This is a genomic window from Chryseobacterium echinoideorum (assembly GCF_007474535.1).
GTDB lineage: Bacteria > Bacteroidota > Bacteroidia > Flavobacteriales > Weeksellaceae > Chryseobacterium > Chryseobacterium echinoideorum.
This window is the reverse complement of the sequence record NZ_VKNW01000005.1, coordinates 55,665-75,702: the sequence shown is the minus strand read 5'-3', so window position 1 is coordinate 75,702 and position 20,038 is coordinate 55,665. Positions and strand designations below refer to the sequence as shown.

The 20,038-nt window shown below is 33.3% G+C and carries 15 protein-coding genes; 9 read left to right on the top strand and 6 right to left on the bottom strand.

What is annotated here, in order from left to right:
- Positions 1-13: 13 nt before the first annotated feature.
- The gene (locus tag FOL89_RS07805; protein ID WP_144282265.1) at positions 14-2,149 is read right to left on the bottom strand and encodes a TonB-dependent receptor plug domain-containing protein; all 2,136 of its coding nucleotides are present in this window, start codon (positions 2,147-2,149) and stop codon (positions 14-16) included.
- Between the two features lie 107 nt (positions 2,150-2,256).
- On the opposite strand from FOL89_RS07805, the gene FOL89_RS07800 reads away from it, so the two are divergent.
- The 3 genes from FOL89_RS07800 to kbl all read left to right on the top strand — a co-directional run bounded on the left by FOL89_RS07800 (position 2,257) and on the right by kbl (position 6,160).
- The gene (locus FOL89_RS07800; protein WP_144282264.1) at positions 2,257-3,555 is read left to right on the top strand and encodes a T9SS type A sorting domain-containing protein; all 1,299 of its coding nucleotides are present in this window, start codon (positions 2,257-2,259) and stop codon (positions 3,553-3,555) included.
- 372 nt (positions 3,556-3,927) lie between these two features.
- Positions 3,928-4,842, top strand: coding sequence for a T9SS type A sorting domain-containing protein (locus tag FOL89_RS07795; RefSeq protein WP_144282263.1), 915 nt, complete (start codon positions 3,928-3,930; stop codon positions 4,840-4,842).
- 124 nt (positions 4,843-4,966) lie between these two features.
- Positions 4,967-6,160 carry a glycine C-acetyltransferase gene (gene kbl, locus FOL89_RS07790; protein ID WP_144282262.1) on the top strand — a complete coding sequence of 398 codons (1,194 nt, stop codon included), beginning with the start codon at positions 4,967-4,969 and terminating at the stop codon, positions 6,158-6,160.
- Between the two features lie 93 nt (positions 6,161-6,253).
- Here the strand turns inward: kbl and FOL89_RS07785 are convergent, their stop codons facing one another.
- Together FOL89_RS07785 and FOL89_RS07780 are read right to left on the bottom strand one after the other, a co-directional pair.
- On the bottom strand, positions 6,254-6,790 hold the full coding sequence (locus FOL89_RS07785) for a hypothetical protein (protein ID WP_144282261.1): 537 nt from the start codon (positions 6,788-6,790) through the stop codon (positions 6,254-6,256).
- A 35-nt stretch (positions 6,791-6,825) separates the two neighbouring features.
- Entirely contained in the window at positions 6,826-8,193 is a 1,368-nt protein-coding gene (locus FOL89_RS07780; protein ID WP_144282260.1) for a hypothetical protein, read from the bottom strand.
- 368 nt (positions 8,194-8,561) lie between these two features.
- Between FOL89_RS07780 and FOL89_RS07775 the strand changes: the two genes are divergently transcribed.
- The gene (locus FOL89_RS07775) at positions 8,562-10,130 is read left to right on the top strand and encodes a helix-turn-helix domain-containing protein (RefSeq protein WP_144282259.1); all 1,569 of its coding nucleotides are present in this window, start codon (positions 8,562-8,564) and stop codon (positions 10,128-10,130) included.
- A 130-nt stretch (positions 10,131-10,260) separates the two neighbouring features.
- Here FOL89_RS07775 and FOL89_RS07770 read toward each other — a convergent pair whose 3' ends face one another.
- The 3 genes from FOL89_RS07770 to FOL89_RS07760 form a co-directional block, all read right to left on the bottom strand.
- Positions 10,261-11,187, bottom strand: coding sequence for a malate dehydrogenase (locus FOL89_RS07770; RefSeq protein ID WP_144282258.1), 927 nt, complete (start codon positions 11,185-11,187; stop codon positions 10,261-10,263).
- Between the two features lie 118 nt (positions 11,188-11,305).
- Entirely contained in the window at positions 11,306-11,869 is a 564-nt protein-coding gene (locus FOL89_RS07765) for a biliverdin-producing heme oxygenase (protein WP_228444880.1), read from the bottom strand.
- Complete coding sequence (locus FOL89_RS07760; RefSeq protein ID WP_144282257.1) at positions 11,844-14,066, bottom strand: ATP-binding protein; 2,223 nt, start codon at positions 14,064-14,066, stop codon at positions 11,844-11,846. The genes FOL89_RS07765 and FOL89_RS07760 overlap by 26 nt, the downstream gene beginning before the upstream one ends.
- 287 nt (positions 14,067-14,353) lie before the next feature.
- Here FOL89_RS07760 and FOL89_RS07755 point away from each other — a divergent pair, with 287 nt between their 5' ends.
- From FOL89_RS07755 to FOL89_RS07735, 5 genes are all read left to right on the top strand, one after another.
- Positions 14,354-14,923, top strand: coding sequence for a cob(I)yrinic acid a,c-diamide adenosyltransferase (locus tag FOL89_RS07755; protein WP_144282256.1), 570 nt, complete (start codon positions 14,354-14,356; stop codon positions 14,921-14,923).
- Positions 14,913-15,542 carry a thiamine diphosphokinase gene (locus tag FOL89_RS07750; RefSeq protein WP_144282255.1) on the top strand — a complete coding sequence of 210 codons (630 nt, stop codon included), beginning with the start codon at positions 14,913-14,915 and terminating at the stop codon, positions 15,540-15,542. Before FOL89_RS07755 ends, FOL89_RS07750 begins: the two co-directional genes overlap by 11 nt.
- A gap of 105 nt (positions 15,543-15,647) precedes the next feature.
- A complete protein-coding gene (locus FOL89_RS07745; protein WP_144282254.1) occupies positions 15,648-17,039 on the top strand; it encodes a type III PLP-dependent enzyme domain-containing protein in 1,392 nt (463 codons plus the stop codon).
- 391 nt (positions 17,040-17,430) lie between these two features.
- Positions 17,431-19,221, top strand: coding sequence for a histidine kinase (locus FOL89_RS07740; protein WP_144282253.1), 1,791 nt, complete (start codon positions 17,431-17,433; stop codon positions 19,219-19,221).
- Positions 19,222-19,230: 9 nt separating this feature from the next.
- Entirely contained in the window at positions 19,231-19,965 is a 735-nt protein-coding gene (locus tag FOL89_RS07735; RefSeq protein WP_144282252.1) for a LytR/AlgR family response regulator transcription factor, read from the top strand.
- Positions 19,966-20,038: the final 73 nt, after the last annotated feature.

The following is a 20,038-nucleotide window of genomic DNA, read 5'->3' as shown; positions in this document are numbered from 1 at the left end:
TTTTATTCAAATATTAAAACTGATAATTGAGTCTGGCGAAATAGCTTCTTCCGTAGAATAAATTCTGAGAACCTGTTGCTGAGTTATGAGCTCCACCTGAAAGCACAGTATTTCTTACATCTGAAACATCAAAAATGTTTTTTACCCCAAAACTAACTTCAAGATGATTGTTGAAAAATGGCTGACTTACAGTAAAATTCATCGTATTGAATGCGCCGATCTCTCCCAAGATATATTGCGGGCTTTCGCCAGGATTCTGCGATGCCTTTTGAGTAAATCTCTTTTGCATCCCGGTGTATTTATAATATAATGCAAAAAGAGTTTTCAGTTTTGGAAGAGTGTAGTTGGCTGCAAAATTGGCTTCTGCATTGAAATTATAATCTTCCGGGGAAGTCATATTTCCCGTGTTTAGATTTTGTGAAACTCCCAGTACCGAAACACCGCCATTGAATGAAATATTTTCTTTTTTCAGGCTAAAGCCACCTCCAAAAAGCAAAGATTTGTAGTTGTCTACATTCAAGAAGGTATATTTAAGCGGACTGTTGCTTACAATGAAGCTTTCTATTCTGTCTTTCACATCAAGGTACATTGCAGAAAAACTAATATTCATTTTCCATAATTTGCTCTGTGAGGTGGTAAAATCATAAAATAATCCTAAAGAATATCCTGTTTCTGGATTAAGATTTTCGTTTCCTCTGATGTCATGATTGTTGTCGACAACAAAAGTGTAAAGCTCCTCATAGGTAGGAAACCTGTTGGATGACCCGAAAACGGCTCTGAAATCTGATTTTTCCGTAGGATTGAATCTTGCCGTGAAAGAATAATTATACTGAGAATCAAACCTGTCGCTCAACGCAAGTCTTACACCGGGTCGAAATGATAGTTGGTTGTTAATTTTCCATTCAGCAGACAGAAAGTTGGCATAATTGAAGATAGATCTGCTGATGTTGGTTCCGTTATTATTAAATTCAAATGTTTCAGACCCGGCAAAACCAGTGGTATGATCTAATTCGTACCCTAGCTGGAAATTGATTTTCTCACTATCCAGGAAATTGCTGAACATCCCTCTTGAATATAAAACTTTAGATTCGTAAAAAGATTTTTTCTCATTTTCCGAAAGAATTTTTCTGTTAGGAATATCATAAACAACGTCCTGGGATTTTCTAGTCTGTGTCTGGTAAGAAAAATCTCCGAGATAGTTGATTCTTGATCCTATTTTTGTCTGGATATTAAACTGATGAATCCAGCGGGTGGTAAAATAGTTTCTGTCGTTTCCTATGTAAGTCCGGTTACCATTTCCTAAAGGAAAATCTTCTATAACCGGATTATAAAAATTAACAGTTTCGGTCAGAAAATTTGACTTTAAAAATAAGGAAGTATTATTTTTTGCATATCGTAAAGCAGCATTTGCAGTCATCTGATCTTTCGGAAGCCAGTTGTAACCTCTTTTTTTATCATTATTTTCATTGAAATATCTGTAACCTTCAAGATTGCCTTTATATCCCTGAAAATCATTCCGGTTAAAATCAGCAGTTATCATCCAGTTTTCTGAAATTTTATATCCAAGATTCAAATTCTGCGCATGACGCCCGTTTCCTTTTTTGTACCAGTCGTAATCTTTCCCTACTGTTTCTTCCTGTAATGATAACAAGGCAGTCAGTTTTTTAGCATATTTTTTTTTGGTAATGATGTTAATAACACCTGCAACCGCATTATTTCCGTACTCAACCCCCATTGCACCTTTTACAATTTCTATTCTTTCAATATTATTGACATTGATCTTGCTTAAATCTACCTGATTTCCCATTCCCTGATCGCTTACAACAGGAATATTGTCGATCAAAACTTTGGTATAAGCACCTCCCAATCCCATAATTCTTGCATTAGAATCACCGTTTCCGCTATTAGGCTCAATTAATATGTTGAGGTTCTGATTCAAAACTTCTGAAGCAGTAGTTGCTCCCATGTTTTTAATCTGCTGTGCATCAATTACCTCAACTTTATAGATTGATTTGTTGATCGACTGTTGTTTGTACTGTCCGGTAATGACCACTTCGTCAATTTTTGATAATTGTAAAGAATCTTGATTCTGTGCATTTGCCCAAATTACAGCAGACAACAGACCGACAGATAAAACCTTCTTGCTCATTACTCAAATAATTTTCAGCAAATATATAATTTTATTTAGAATGAATAAAAATTAATTATTACTTTTGTGGAATAATTCTAAATAATAAATTTTAAACCATAAAAATTATGAAAGCAAAGTTACTTTTAGCCTCGGTGATCAGTTTAGGAATTCAGCAGATGAATTTCGCTCAAGTAGATTCAAATGGATATACTACCGTTAATATGTCGATGGGAAGTTCTTATCAAAACAGAGTTTTTTTTGATTTTTCTTCCAATACAAGCGTTTCACAGGCAGCAGATATCTGGGATATTGCTTTTTACAGAAACAATGCAATGGATAAAGGTATTAAGGTAAATGATGCTAAAAATATTACTGTTTACCAGACTTCAGCTGCTCCTTCAGATTTTGATACGGTGCTTCCGTCACAAAAATCTACTTGGGGAAATCCAATTTACAACCCGGATCAGACCACAAGAATTCAGGATGGAGTGTTTGATTCTGCAACTTTACTTCCGGCAGGTCCTTTCAATTTCGGATGGGGTAATTATAATATGGCAACTCATAAAGTAGAAGGGCAGGTGGTTTTTGTTCTTGATTATGGAGATGAAAATTATTATAAATTCTTTATTAATGAATTTTCTGCAGGTTACAGCTTCAAATATGCTCAGTGGAACGGAACTTCATGGAATCCTACTCAGACCAAGATGATTACGAATGGATCAGATGATTCTTTTTTTAACTATTTCTCTTTCACCACAGGTGATAAAGTGAATAATATGGAGCCGCCTAAAGCTAATTGGGATCTGATGTTTACCAGGTATTACACCAATTATGTTTATCCGGGTGGTTCTATGATGTATAAAATGGCAGGTGTAATTCAGAATCCGAATGTTACCGTTGCAAGAGTGCAGCCAGAAATACAGTCAACTTCTGCGGTCAACTTACCGGCCTCATCTTCCTTTTCCAGTACCATTACTGCAATTGGTCATTCATGGAAACCAGCAACCGGAGCTCCTTTATCGGATGTTGTATATTATGTAAAACAGGGATCAGATTATTACAGAATGTATTTTATTACCAATGAAGGAACTTCTACAGGGAATATGTATTTTAAATATAAAAATATTACCTCAACTTTAGAAGTAAAAGAAGTTGGTAAAAAAGCAGAGTTTGGAATTTATCCAAATCCTACCACAGCAGATAAAAAAGTAACTGTTTTGTTTGATGTAAAAGAAAAATCTGAAAATAGAGGTAATGTTGAGGTTTTCGACCTTTCTGGCAAAAGAGTATATCACACTGAACTTACGAATCAGGCAGGTTTTTATAAACAGGATATGAATTTATCTCATCTGTCAGCAGGAAATTATATCGTAAAAATTACTTACGGCGGGCAGATTGAGACCAAAAAACTGATGGTAAAATAATCTGTCCATCTAAACAAATTTTAATATTTTTCTATTTTTTCTAAGAAAGACAGGATCATTAATTTGATTCTGTCTTTTTGCTTTTAATATCCTAAGCCATATAAACGACCAAAAAGTTTTGTGTAATCTACTTTAAAAATGAATGTAAATATTTGAAATAATCAACTTGTGAAAAATTCGTTCTAACGCAATAAATAAATGTTAATGACTTATTTGTTGTGAAAAATAATTGTAAATAATTTAATTTAATGATTTTTTTTTAAAAGTGTCATAAAAATTAATTATCTTTATACATATTTAGTTATGGCGATTGATTCGTATGATATTTAGCTAATTCACCTAATCACAATTTTTAATCCTAAAATAATTTTTATGAAAAAAAAATTACTTTTTTTAAACGCAGCATTCCTTTTAAGTTCGACGGTATATAATGCTCAAATAAATAAAATTTCCTTTGAAACCTCAGAAGGATATACTCTGGGAAATATTGGAAGTCAACAGGGCTGGACGTACTGGGGAGGAATACCGCCTGCAAATGCACAAGTAGTTAATAATAATGCTACTAATGGAGTAAACTCTTTGAATGTAACAAGTAACGAAGATATCTTAGATTTCTGCGGAATTGAAAAAAATATCGCTTCTTTGGTAACCAGCAACGATATTGAAATTTCTTTTGATTACCGATTTGAAGATATTGATGGATCTGATTATGAAATGGCAGTATATAATGATGGGACAGATTATTATTACACTGCAGCCTTCAAAATCAGTTATTTAACAGGAGCATTAAGTTACAGAACTGCAACTGGATTTATTGCGGGACCGGTTTTGGCACCCAATCAATGGCACAACCTGAAAATGGTCATTAAAAAATCTGATGATACTTTACAATATTTTGCCAATGGAACTCAGATTTATTCCGGGGCATTGGGAACGTATAAAAATTCGCAGATTATTGATTTTATTTATGATGATTACGGTACAGGTTTCAGAGTGGATAATATCAGTATTAATAATCTATCTGCTCTTTCTACTCAGGAAAACTCAAGAAAGGACATCATTAAGGTTTATCCTAATCCTGCTACAGAAAAAATAAGTATTGAGACCGATGATAAAATTGAAACTATTGCGTTTTTTGACAGCCAGGGTAAATTGATAAGAAATTATACAGAAAATGGGATATCAAATGGCAAAACAATCGACATTTCAGATTTCGTATCAGGAATGTATATGGTGAAAGTAAAAACCAAAACTTCTGAATTTACCAAAAAAATCATTAAGAAATAAATCACTCAGAAAAATATAATCATCTGTTTTTTAAAAGCTCAAGGTTTTTAATTTTGATAAAATAATATTTAAACAATTTGTTTAAAGGCTTTTTATTAAATTAGCGCCAATAAAATTTTATTATATGATTTCCGGAAAATATCTAGAAAACCTACAGAACGAGTTGAAAAATATTGAGAATGACGGTCTTTATAAAAGAGAAAGGATCATCACTTCTCAGCAAAGTGCCGAAATAGAAGCGAATGGAAAAAAACTGCTGAACTTTTGTGCCAACAACTATTTAGGACTATCCAATCATCCTGAAGTGATGAAGGCTTCGCAGGATATGATTGCTTCTCATGGTTACGGGATGTCTTCTGTACGTTTTATTTGTGGAACTCAGGATATTCATAAACAGCTTGAGGAGAAAATTTCTAATTTTCTAGGTCTGGAAGATACTATTTTATATGCTGCATGTTTTGATGCCAATGGCGGTGTATTTGAGCCTCTGTTTACCGATGAAGATGCAATTATTTCAGATGAATTAAATCATGCTTCAATTATTGACGGAGTTCGTCTTTGCAAAGCAGCGAGATACCGTTACAAAAATAATAATATGGAAGATTTGGAAGCGCAGCTAAAGGCAGCTTCTGAAAAAAATCACCGTTTTAAGATTATCGTGACAGATGGTGTCTTTTCTATGGACGGAATTGTTGCTGACCTGAAAGGAGTTTGTGACCTTGCAGATCAATATGATGCTTTGGTAATGGTAGATGATTCTCACGCTACAGGTTTTATCGGAAAAACAGGACGCGGAACTCATGAAGCTAACGAAGTAATGGGTAGAGTAGATATTATTACCTCTACTTTAGGAAAAGCTTTGGGGGGTGCTTTGGGTGGTTTTACTTCCGGAAAGAAAGAAATTATAGATATGCTGAGACAGCGTTCAAGACCTTATCTTTTTTCAAATTCTCTGGCTCCGGGAATTGTTGGAGCGGCAATGAAGGTTTTGGATATGATTTCTGATGATACAAGTCTTAGAGATAAAGTGATGGAAAATGCAGAATATTTCAGAACAGAAATGAAATCAAAAGGTTTTGATATTCCGGATGGTGATGCAGCCATTGTACCGGTAATGCTCTATGATGCTCCTTTATCACAAAAAATGGCAGAAAAACTGATGGATGAAGGTATCTATGTTATAGGATTCTTTTATCCTGTTGTTCCAAAAGGAAAAGCGAGAATCAGAGTACAGCTTTCGGCGGCTCATAAAAGGGAGCATCTGGATAAAGCAATAGCAGCTTTTGAGAAAGTGGGTAAAGAATTGGGTGTTATTTGAGAGTAATACTTATAAAATATTAACAGCTCAAAGCTTATTCAAAAATAAGATTTGAGCTGTTTTTTATATTAATGATCTATAATAATGATTTAATTAAGGTTTCCAAAAAGACCATTTGCTGCCATTAAAAACAGCCAGTCGCTTTGCCCCACTCTTATTTACATAAACGATCATACCCGGTGAAGGACTGACAATATTCTGCACATCTTCAACAATAGGAAGAAGGAGGGATTTATTGGTGGATTCTAAGACTAATATTCCGTCAGCAGAACTAGAATTGGAGCCAATGATTGCCTTTGAACTTAAAAGTTCTGCCGTTGTTGGTTGGGAAGATAATTCAGCTGTAATATCAGCACCTTGTCCACTGAGATCTATCCAATTGCCATTATAAAATTTAACCCTCGCATTTGCTCCATTTGTGGCATCTAGTATAATTGTACCTTCTGCAGGATTAAGGGGTAATGTTCTTAGATAAGGCATAATTATTCCTTTATTTTGGTTTGCAGCAAATTCTAATAAGACTGAGGTTTTTATAGAAGCTGTCCCTATTGTATTTCCTATAATTACTTGTGCATTAAATATAATTGTCAAGTTTAAAAAAAGGAATGAAGCTATTTTTTTTATTTTCATCTTATAACTGTTTTATGAAGAGATTAAATTTGATTTTACGGACAGGTCGGGGTATTAAAACAAGACCATTCGGTTCCATTATAAACTTTTAAACATTTTAAGTTAGTATCATATGTCATCATACCTTCTTGTGGGGAAATTATTGCATTAATCTGTGCTGAGGTCATTCTTGTGATGACAAATCCTTTAGTGTTTGATTCTAAAACAGTATGAGCAGATTTTCTTATCATAGGCCAATTGCCGTTTTCTGCTCCAGCTCTTTCTAGAAGTGTAATACCATGTTTGCTTTCTGTGCCTGTGGCAGATGTATTTGCATCATTGTAGCAAACACATTGCAGGATGAAATAATCGTTTGTTGTTGGATAATATGTATCACCAAATATAGGTGATGATGTGGAAACAAAATTATTTGTAGAGCCATTAGTTCCCTGTTCTTTGATTTCAAACTTAAAGGTTTCATTAGGCTCTTGTATTCCATCATTGACAGAGGTAATATTTAATCCTATTCCGTCTTCATCATTATTAGGGTTGGCGTATCCTAGCGTAGAACCTCCATCATAATTTCCTGTAGGAATAGTGATCAAATATATGTTGCTTCCTGCAACATGGCTTACAGTAGGGGTACCGTTGGAATTAGGAATACCAGTTACTGCAATATCACTATCTGTTATAAATTGAGTTCCATTTCCTGGATTTATTAGCTCTACTGCTACTCTTGTTGGAGACTTAACAGCTCCATTAATTCTTAAAAATAAATTTCCGTTGCTACTGCCTTCACAAGATGATAATGCAGATGTAAATTTTAAATCAATAAGAGGATTAAGAGTTACTCGAATATCGTCAAGAAGATTTCCTAATCCGGGATTACCACCACTTACCAATGCTCTAAAACCAACCCTGTATACACCTGATACCCCTGTAAAAGTATAGGTTCCTTGATTGACAGACCATGAAGTGGTGCTTGATGTAGCCGCTGTATTTCTAATAGTTGCTATGTTTGTCTGGTTTTGATTTTCGATAACCATGGCTGCTCTTTCGGTAGTAAGTGCTCTTGCTCTGTGTCTAAAGTAATAAGTTATTACATCATCTGTAGCCAAGTATATATTTTGATAGATCATTGAACTTTCATAGGCATTAAGCTCTACAAAGTTGGTCCCCTGTGCAGCTGGAACATTAAGAAAACCAGTTCCCCAAACCTCAATCGGATGACAGTTTCCGGAAAAACCGGGATTACAAACACCTGCTACTGTTGAATGCGACGTATACCAGGGAGACATTACACTGGCACCGGCATCAAAACTAGGTCCGAAACCAAAATTTCCGTCATTCATAGCCACTGCTCCATTGCCAACACCAAATTCTAAACCTGGATTAACAACGACTCTGCTCTGAGAAAATAACATGTTGCAACAGAATACAAATAAAACAAATAGTAAAAATGTTTTTTTTAAATAAATGAGATCCGGATAAAAGTTTTTCATAGTAATTTGATTAAAAGTATCAACTAATTATAGAAAAGGATCTATAATTAGTTGATGCAGGAACAATAAGTGTTATGTTTTTAGAACCATTTCTGGTGCAAAATTAGAGTCTGATTATAGTAAGGACAAGCTTATTAGTTATCGTTTTCCGGAATTTGATAGCTTATTAGATATAAATCTCATATAATCAGTTATTATTTTTCTAATATTAAACATATTTAATTCTAATTGATACTATTCGCTTTGAATTGAGGCTTCTGTTACCTATATTTGTGAATACGAATTGTTTTATGAGAGTGATCTTTTTGCTAATGATATGTCCGTGTTATTTCTTTTTTGGACAGGATACAAATCTTTTTAATACAATTTATAATAAAACATATTTAGAAACTTCTCAGAAAGATTTTTTAAAAGCAGTTTCTATAGCAGATTCCTTATATACTCATTCCGATGAACCACTACTTAAGGTTAAGAGCTTAATGCTTTCCGCAACATTATATGCGCAAAAAGGTGAATTTGAAAAGTCATTAAGTTTTGGAGTACGATCTCAAAATATTATTGAATCTACCAATAATATCATCTGGAAAGCCCGGGTTTATGGATTTCTTGCAACTCATTACCGCTTTGTAGGGCTATTTGAACAAAATAAGGTGTATACAGAAATGGGTTTAGAAGTTAGCAAAATGATTTCTGATGAGGAACAAAGAAATTATATGATGGTTATGTTTCTTCAGGAAAAGGCTTATATGGAAATAGAAAATAAGAATTATAAGAAGTCTATTAAACAACTATCACAAACACTAGCATTCTTAGGAAAAATAAGACAGAATAAAGACGTTTTGGAAGCCACGAACGAACAGCTTTTTGGTTATAATTACTATCATATTAACAATATTGAAAAAGCTTATTCGCATTATGAAAAAGCTTTACAGATTTCTCATAGATTACCTGAAAATTTTATCACAGCACTTATTAATAATGGCTTGGCGCTTATATATATCAGCAAAAAAGATTTAGTAAAAGCGGGCGAATATTTAAAAACAGCTAAAAGAATTGCAGATAATTCTCATTTTTTATCTTTAAAAGATGAGGTTTATAATACATCCGAAAAGTATTATACTGCTGAAAAAGATTTGGATAAATATCTGGAAGTAAAGTATAAACATGATACCGTAAAAACTACTCTTCAAAATAATGCACGACTTTCTGTAGAAAAATCTTACGAAAGAGTAAATGAAAATATCAATACGAGCAAGTTTGAAAGTTATTTGAAAAATTTTATAATCAGCACGATACTACTCATTATGTGTGTAGGGATTTATTTCTTTATTAAATACAGAAACCGGCAAAAGAAAAATATTGAACGGTATAAATTAATATTAAAATATGTTAATCAGAAATTGTATTTTTCAAATTCAGAGTTAATTAAGAATAAAAGTGAGGGTGAGATTCATGAAATAAAAAAAGAAAATTCAGATCAAGAACCTCTTTATATACCTTCACAAACGATTGAAAAAATACTTTCCAAACTAGATGATTTCGAACAAGGCGAAATGTTTACAGATAGGAATATTTCTTTGTCTTACTTGTCAAATTATTGTGAAACCAATTCAAAATATCTCTCGTACATTTTGAAAAATTATAAAGAAACAGATTTTAGTAATTATATCAACTCACTAAAAATCAATTTCATTATCAGAAAACTCAGAAACGATCCTAAATACAGAAAGTATAAAATATCTGTACTTGCTGAAGAAGTTGGCTTTTCATCTCCAAACAAATTCTCTCTGATTTTCAAGAAATATACAGAGTTGTCTCCATCACAATTTATTAATTTGCTTAATGAAGATTTTGAATGATTATGAGAAATTTATTTTTGTGTTGGTAAACTTAAATTTTTTATAGTATCATTTTAAATATCGAAAAAAAAAATAAAGCCAAAACTGAAAAATCAGCTTTGGCTTTATTTTATATTCTGTAAATTTTAAACTAGAATTTTAAATCTCCGTTTACTTCTCTTACTGCTTTTGCAGCTTCAGCAAACTTTGCTTTTTCTTCTTCCGTTAAAGTGATATCTACAATTTTTTCTACACCGTTTGCACCAATGATTGCCGGAACCCCAAGACAAATGTCGCTTTCTCCGTACTCTCCGTCAAGCATTAATGAGCAAGGAATCATTTTTTTCTGATCGCAAGCAATTGCCTGCACCATCACAGAAACTGCTGCACCTGGAGCATACCATGCTGAAGTACCTAAAAGTTTTGTTAAAGTAGCTCCGCCTACTTTAGTTTCTTCAATGACGTATTTTTGCTTTTCATCATTAAGAAACTCTGTTACAGGAACACCATTTCTTGTAGCTTTGCTTAGTAAAGGAAGCATTCCTGTATCACTGTGAGCAGCGATTACCATTCCGTCAACATCAGAAATCGGAGCTTCAAGAGCTTCCGCCAATCTGTATTTGAATCTTGCAGAGTCTAATGCACCACCCATACCGATGATCTTATTTTTAGGAAGACCAGAAGTTTTGTGTACCAGATAAGCCATGGTATCCATTGGGTTAGACACTACGATGATGATTACCTCCGGAGAATTTTTTACAAGATTTTCAGTAACTTCTTTTACAATTCCAGCGTTGATTCCGATAAGCTCTTCTCTGGTCATTCCCGGTTTTCTTGGGATACCTGAAGTGATTACGGCAACGTGAGAACCTGCTGTTTTGCTGTAATCTCCTGTTGTTCCGGTAATTTTAGTGTCAAATCCGTTTAAGGATGCTGTCTGCATCAAATCCATTGCTTTCCCTTCGGCAAATCCTTCTTTGATGTCTACCAAAACTACTTCCGAACAGAAGTTTTTCATAGCGATGTACTCTGCACAACTTGCTCCTACTGCTCCTGCACCTACTACAGTTACTTTCATAATGTGTACTTTTTAATTATTTATTTTTGTTTAGTCTTTTCTTTATTTGAGTTTCCCAAATGTACAAATTCCCGAAAAATTGAGCAATTTTTCAGGAATTTTAATTTTTATTTAAAATCTAACCTATGTTAATCAAAAATTCATACATTTTCTTTGCTCCGGACAAAACCTTGTTATAGCTTTCTTCTTTTATTTGACTATCAAGAAATTCTTTGAAGTTTTTCCACATCAGTCCTGTATTTTCCTGATAGCATCCGAAAAAATAAAAGCTGGTTTCTTCAAATCCTTCAGTTTTAGAAAGCTGTTTAGCAATGACATTTCCACCCAATGTAGAGCCTTCAATGACATACATTGCTCCCAACGCTTCAAATTCGTCAGAAATATGAAAGGAAAGTTCGGTATTGTTTTTCATCTGCAGAGCCAGAAAATCTTTTTCAATAAGATGAAATTTTTTTCTGTTTTCCAGCTGAAGCTTTTTACCGTATTTTTCATTTAAAAGATCAAAAATTTGCTCTTCACTGTGAAGAAGCATCAGGTAATTATTATAAATGATTTTTTTGTAATCTTCTAAAGTAAATGTTTTACTGAATATTTTATGTGATTGAAAAATTTTTTCGGCTGTATCGTGATAATTTGCTGTATTTTGTTTAAGATATTCAGAAAGCATTATTATTGATTTCATTTTTGACGATGGATGGCTTTTGAAAGGTAAGTATAAAGCAGGTTCCGTTTTTATTGCTTTCGTAATCTACACTTCCTCCCAATCTCATCATGATTCTGTGTACGATTGATAATCCTACACCATTTCCTTTAAATTGTTTGGCATTATCCATCCTGTTGAAAATCTTAAACATTTTGTGTTTGTTTTCTTCAGGTATTCCGATTCCGTTATCTTTAATGCGGTAGATAATTTTGTCGCCTTCATCTGTGCCTTCAATCTGTACGATTGGTTTTTCCTGATTTGACGAGTATTTTATTGCATTATTGATGATATTTAAAAATACCTGATGCAGCATGGTTTTATCCGCCAAAACTTCAGGACATTCTTTGATAACGATTAAACTTTTCGGACTTCCGAAAGTGATTTTGGCATTTTCAGTTATTTTCTGAATGGTAGCGTTAGTTTCGATAGTTTCCAGCTTAATCTCAATATGTTTTGCACGGCTGAGCTGAAGTACATTCTGCATCATTTCTGCCATACTGTCAATCTCTTCAATGATGGAATTAATTTTATTTTTCTCGGCAGTTTCGCCAAGAGACTTCAAAAGCATTTGTGCATTGAGTTTCATTACCGTAAGCGGAGTTCCCAGATCGTGTGAAATGGTGTACGAAAAACTGTCGAGTTCTTCATTGACTCTTTTGAGCTGATCATTCAGTTTTTTTATGGTAATATACTGCTTGTGAGAAGTTTCCAGGATTACATCTCTGATAAGATTAACCGAGATGATGTTGTTGGAACTCCATTTTTTAGAGCTTCCTTTGATATTCTGAGTGAATATTTCAAAAGACGTTCTTGGTGAAACTGTATGTTTTTCCACTCCGTCCTGTACAAAGACATCAATTTGTAGTTTCGGATCTCCCGCCCAGTTAATATGTTCGTCAAACTCTTTTCTGAACCAGATCATCATTTCGCGCTTTGTTCTTTCAACAAAATAGATGATGATTCCTGCTGTTTTAGATTCAAGTCCGAGTTCTTCTCCATGATTTTTCAGAAAGCTGCTACTGGTGAAAATATTTTCTGTTGTATTTTCGTATGCCCACTCTATAATGGAAGCTATTTTATCTCTGTCCGGAGTGATTCCTTCCAAAACCATATCATGATCTGAAATAATGGCAATTCCATCTGCTTTAGGAATCTTTCTGAGTTCTGTTTTATTAGCATCCAAAGCTTCAAATAAGGTTCCGTGTTTTAGAAATTCAGATTTCAGAAAATTTAATTTTTCATTCAGATTAATTCTGTCTTCCAGCTCTTTTTTTGATTTAAAAGAAGAATAAGCATTAGAAGCCAGAACTGTAAATATTCCTGCCTGTACACGATCTTCCAGATCAATGTGTTTTGCGTCTTTATTTTGGCAGGTTACCAGTCCCCAAAGTTGGTCTTCTATAATGATAGAAATGCTGAAACTTGAAGAAGCTCCTGAGTTTTTTACATATTGCCCATGAATAGGAGCCATAGCTCTGGTAACAGCAAAAGTAAGATCAATATCTTTTTTGGTATTGCTTAATATCTTTACTGGTTCGGAATAGACATTAGAAAAAATTCTTTTTCTTTTCTTTTTGTAAAGTTCTCTGGCTTGTCTCGGAATATCATGCTCTGGGTAATTCAGACCTATATAGCTTTCAAGATTTCCATTATTTTTTTCGGCGACCACTTTTCCGGAACCATCTTCCATGAAGTGATACACCATCATTCTGTCATAATTAATAATAGTGGAAATCGTGTTCAGCAGCTGATCCCATATTTCCTGCTCGTTGTCTATGATATAAAAATTATCATATTTGTTGGTAATTCTTTTATTCCTGTTCTCAATAACAGCTTCAAATTCTAAAAAAACATATTGATTGGATCTGAATACTGAGAAATGATAAGTTTTATCATCAATGATAATTTTATCAAAATAGGTTTCGTTTTCTCTTCTGGAAAGAAAATCTGAATTTTCAAATATATCTGAACTTAAAATTGCCTGAAAAACTTCAGGGTAATCGGATAATCTTTTACCTAAAAGAGAGGTTATGTCTTCAATTTTGAAAACATCTTTAATATTTTCGCTTAAAAAAGAAATGGTTCGAGAAGCTGTGTTAATGCCAATCAGGTAACCAAAACTTTGAATGTAACCCGGTATGTGAATGGGTTCATCGTGGCATTCCACAAAATTCATACTTGATCTAAATAATTATCAAAGATATAAAAAAATAGTTGTAATAAGATTTCTATGGTATCAATTATTTAATCTTTAATAATAATTAACAAACATTAAAATTAATAATTAATTACCTTATTCCTGATTTCAAATCAATTATCATATTTTATTATAAATCAATTACTAATAAGAGAGAGAGAATCTTATTTTAGTAAAGGTAATATTTGCCAGCAATATTATAAAAGATTAATTTAGTCTTAAATTTTGAAATATATTATTTCTTTGGAGTTATCAATCTATTAAATATGAAAATTTACACAAAAACGGGAGATAAGGGCGAAACAGCGTTATACGGCGGAACAAGAATTTCTAAAGCCAGTGTGAGAGTGGAAAGCTACGGAACAATTGATGAGCTTAATTCCTTTATCGGAATTGCAAAAAGTCATGTTGAAGATGAAGAAGTTTTGAAACAGCTCAAAAAAATTCAGTTTGATCTTTTTACAGTTGGTTCTGAAGCAGCAACGCCTATAGATAAACTTTTGCTGGCAAACGGAAAATCGCGGTTATCGCTTGTTATTTCGGATAAAGAAATAGAAGAACTCGAAAATTGGATGGATGCTTTTGATGAAAAGCTTGAGCCGCTGCAGTTTTTTATTCTTCCTGGAGGCGGAAAATCTGCAACTTTTTTACACGCCGCAAGAACGATTTGCCGCAGAGCAGAACGGTCACTTGTTTTCTTGAATGAATCGGAAGAGGTGCGTCCTGAATTAATTAAATATCTGAACCGTCTCTCAGACTATCTTTTTGTTTTGGCGAGATATATTTCGAAAATTAATGAAGAGCCGGAAGAATACTGGAATCCGAATGAAAGATAAAGCTTTACTTTTCATCAACGGAGATGCTCCGAAATCTTTTCCAAATTTAGAAAGCTACAGTCTTATTGCCTGTACAGACGGTGCTTTTCATTATTTGAAACAGTTGGGTTTTCCTTTAGATAAATTAAATTTTATCTCCGGCGACTTCGATTCTCATTCTGGAGCAGATGAAGATGTATATGAAGGTAAATTTATCTACACCCCCGATCAAAACAAAACAGATTTTCAAAAGGCTTTAGAAATTATTTCAGAAAAAGGCTTTAAAAACATTGATGTTTTAGGGGGTAGTGGTGGTGAGCAGGATCATTTTTTGGGAAATCTCACGGTTGCTTTTTCCTTTAAAGAAAATTTAAACATAAAGTTTTATGATGAGTTTTCTGAATATTTTTTTGTTCCTAATAATTTTGTGCTGAAAAATGTAAAAAATAAAATGATATCTCTTTATCCTTTTCCTTGTGTTGAAAAGATTTGTACGTACGGACTCAACTGGTCTCTAGACAATGAAGATTTGAATATGACTTCGAAAATCGGAAACCGTAATTTTGCTGTCGAAAACGATGTAAGTATTAATTATGAAAAAGGAGACCTGCTTGTTTTTGTAGGAAAAAAGTATATATAGATTCTGCAATTGAAGTAATTTATTTTTTGAAAATTTTAATAGAATTTAAAACCCAAAAACCAAACTTTTTTAGCAATTTTGCATTCTTAATTTACTCGTTCAAAAATGAAGATAAAATACTCGGAACTTATTGATCAGACTTTATATTTTCCTACGGAAGAATTTAATGTTTCTGAGAACAATTTGTTGTTTCATGATATTCCGCTGATGGATGTCGTTGAAAAGTTTGGAACGCCTCTTAAGGTAAGTTACCTTCCGAAAATTTCTCAGAATATCCAGAAAGCAAAAGGCTGGTTTAAAGAAGCTTTCGAGAAAATTGATTATAAGAAAGAATACAGATATTGTTATTGTACCAAATCAAGTCACTTCAAATTTGTAATTGAAGAAGCACTAAAAAATGATATATCTATAGAAACGTCTTCGGCTTATGATATGGATATTGTGAAGTCGCTTTACAACGAAGGAAAAGTTTCTAAGGATATTGAAGTAATCTGCAATGGTTTCAAAACGGATGATTATTTGGCGAAAATTTCAGATATGATCAATGGCGGTTTTGGAAACATTACACCGATTCTTGATAATTACCGTGAGCTTGATAAACTTACGGAAAGTATTGATACTACTTTTGATATCGGAATCAGAATTGCCTCTGAAGAGGAACCTAAATTTGAGTTTTATACTTCCAGATTAGGAATAGGGTATAAGGATATTATTCCTTATTATAGTCAAAAAATTGCGGAGCATCCCAATGCGAGGCTTAAAATGCTCCATTTTTTTATCAATACCGGAATTAAAGATACTGCTTATTACTGGAACGAATTATATAAATGTCTTCGGGTATATGCCCGTCTGAAGAAAATAGCACCTGAAGTTAATTCTCTTAATATCGGAGGTGGTTTTCCTATCAAAACTTCTCTCAACTTTGATTACGATTACCAATATATGGTGGAAGAAATTGCTTCACAGATCAAAAAATTCTGTGAGGAAGAAGGGGTGGAAGAGCCTAATATTTATACAGAGTTCGGAAGTTTTACAGTAGGAGAGAGTGGTGCTAATTTATACAAGATTATTTCTCAGAAACGCCAGAATGACCGTGAAAAGTGGAATATGATAGACTCTTCGTTTATGACCACACTTCCTGATACATGGGCTATTTCGAGACATTTTATTATGCTACCGTTAAATCGTTGGGAAGATTCTTATGAAAGAGTTTTTCTTGGTGGATTAACCTGTGACTCAGATGATTATTATAACTCGGAACAGCATACTAATGCTATTTATCTTCCCGTTTTTAGTGATACAAAGCCTTTATATATTGGTTTTTTTCATACCGGAGCCTATCAGGAAACTATCGGAGGTTACGGAGGAGTTCATCACTGTCTGATGCCGCAACCTAGACATATTCTGATTCAGAAAGATGAAAACGGTGAATTTCAATATGAAGTTTTCAGAGAAAAGCAGGAGCCGGAAGATGTTTTAAAATTATTGGGATATTAAATATCATTTCCTCATCTTTAACTTTCACAAAAAAGTTTTTGTATAATTTAAAATGCAATCAGTTATAAAGCCTTGTCAGAATTATTTGAATTTCTGACAAGGCTTTAAACAAAAAAAACAATAAATATTTTCTTCAAAATATACTTTTTCTTTCTAAAAAAATACTCATTTATTACTGTTCATAGCAATTCTCTCGTTTTGGAGGATTAGATTTGAACAAATGCAGCAAAATACGACAGCTTTTAATCTTTGTAGTTAACTACTTTCCTTTTCTATATTAATTACAGGTAGACATCATTCATTTAATTTTCAGTGCAATAGACTTGGTTAAAGCTCCTTTTCACTTGGTGAAATTCTTTTTTGGGAGTATATATATGTATATCTTTGTTTTATGAAATGTCATCGAATTATTCTTTTAACTGTGCTGATTTTTTCTGCGGATCATCTTTATTCACAGCAAGATGTGGCAGAGGAAGTTGTAGCTGAAACCTCAAAACTCAAAAAAGCAGTAAGAACTAAAGACGAATCTGCGGAAGCTGGGTCTTATTACAATATCGGGGAATCATATTTCAAAAACGGGAATTACTCTAAAAGCGAAGAATATTTTTTAAAATCAAAAAATATTTACGAAAAAATCAACGACAAAAAAAATCTTGAGAAAGTGACCCGGAAACTGGCACAGTCTCAGGAAAATCAAAATAAACTGAAATCTGCACTCAGCAACTACGAATCAGCATCAAAAATAGGATATTCAAAAGCGGGCAGAAATATCAATTCTAATGATGTATCCAGAATTTCGGCACCTACTTCTCTACAGAAAGCTGAAGCCATCCGCAGTAATCTTGTCATTAGCGAAAAAGAAAATAATAAAGAAGATCTTGCCACCGGTTACAGCCAGATGGCAGAAATTAATATCGAAAACAAAAACATTCCGAAAGCAGAAGAAAATTTTAATACTGCTTATAAAATTTCAAAGGAAGAAGCACCGCAACAGGCTTTGGCAATCAATCAGAAATTAACCGATTTTTATGTGGAAAATAAAAATTTTGATAAAGCGATAGAAGCAAAAAAATCGGTTTTGAAAGAAGACTTCATAAAAGAAAATTCACAGAAAAAAGTTGAGCAGATTCAGGAACTTGCAGAAATTTACATCATGAAAAATGATCCCGAAGAAGCAATAGCTTTATTACGAAATGCATATGAAATTGCTTTGCAGAAAGGTCATACGCTAGAAGCACAAAGAAGTGTAAAAAAGCTCGACAGTCTGTATCAGGTTTCACAAAATATAGACGCTTCCGTAAGTTTGTATCGTGATTTTTTGGGTAAATTACCTGATTTGGTCTCAAAAGATAAAAGCTTGGTAGATGAAAAAATTCTTGAGGATACAGAACTTAAAATTGAACAGCTGGAACAGGAGAAAAAACTCAAAGATGAATTGATTCGCAAGAAAAATATGTTCAATTACAGCTTAATTGCTGCTTTAATTATTTTAACGGCATTAATATTTTTTATTTTCAGAACACTTAAAAAAGTACAGGTCAAAAATAAAAAAATCGCCCTTCAGTCGCTTCGACGTGAGATGAATCCGCATTTTATCTTTAACAGTTTAAATTCTGTCAATCATTTTATCGCCACGAACAATGAGCTGGAAGCTAATCAGTATCTGACCAGATTCTCAAAGCTAATGCGCGGGGTGATGGAGAATTCTACGGAAGACTTTATTCCGTTTCAGCAGGAATTAGATTTGCTTCACAATTATTTGTCTTTAGAAAAAACACGCTTTGCAGATAAATTTGATTATGAAATTGAAGTTGATGAAAGTCTGAATACCCAAAGTTTGAAAGTTCCAGGAATGTTGGTGCAGCCTTTTCTTGAAAATGCAATATGGCATGGCTTAAGATATCGTACTGAAAAAGGTTTTTTAAGTTTAAAGTTTGAAAAAAATAATGATTTTCTGAATATTTTGATAGAAGATAACGGCATCGGAATTGAAGAAAGTAAAAAACAAAAAACAGAACATCAGAAAAGCCGCAAAGGTCGCGGAATGAAAAATACACTGGAAAGAATTGCTTTACTGAATGATTTATATCAACAGAATATTGATTGTAGAATTATCGATAAGAAAGATACACAGGGAGTATTTGTTAAAATTTCTTATAAACTTTTGGATATTAAACCTTAATCGAAAAAGATGAAAATAAAATCTGTAATTGTAGACGACGAAATCATTGCAAGAGAAGTTTTAAGAAATTATCTCACTAAATACTGCCCGCAAATTGAGGTTTTAGGGGAGGCAGAAAATATTAAAGAAGCTGTTCCTCTGATTGCCGAAAAACAGCCACAGCTTGTTTTTCTGGATGTGGAAATGCCTTTCGGAAATGCCTTTGATGTATTGGAAGCAACAAAAGATTTTTCTTACGAGACAATTTTTATTACTGCGTTTTCGCAGTATTCTCTACAGGCGCTAAACAAATCTGCAAGCTACTATATTCTAAAACCGATTGATATACAGGAATTGATTGTAGCGGTTAACAAGGTTGCAGAAAGCATTCAGAACAAAGAAGAAATCAACCGGAACAAAATTCTTCTCGAAAATTTAAAGTTAAAACCGGAAAAGCAACAGCTTATTCTTCCTACTTTACAGGGATTTGATGTAGTAAAAACAGAAGACATTCTTAGATTACAGGCAGATGGAAATTTTACGCAGGTGTATCTCACAGATGGCTCCAGAAAAATGGTGTGCCGTTTTCTAAAGCATTTTGACGATCTGTTGCAGCATCCCTTTGTACGGGTTCATCGTTCTCACATTATCAACAGTAATTTTGTAAAATCATATCATAAAAGTGGTACTGCAACTCTTTCAGATAATACGGAAATAGAAGTTTCGGGAAGTTTCAAAGATCAGTTTCTGAAAGTTTTTTCGTAAGGATAAATGTATTCGACTGGTATTAAACCTTAATAGTAATGATTTAACTTTAAATTGATTATTATATTTACAT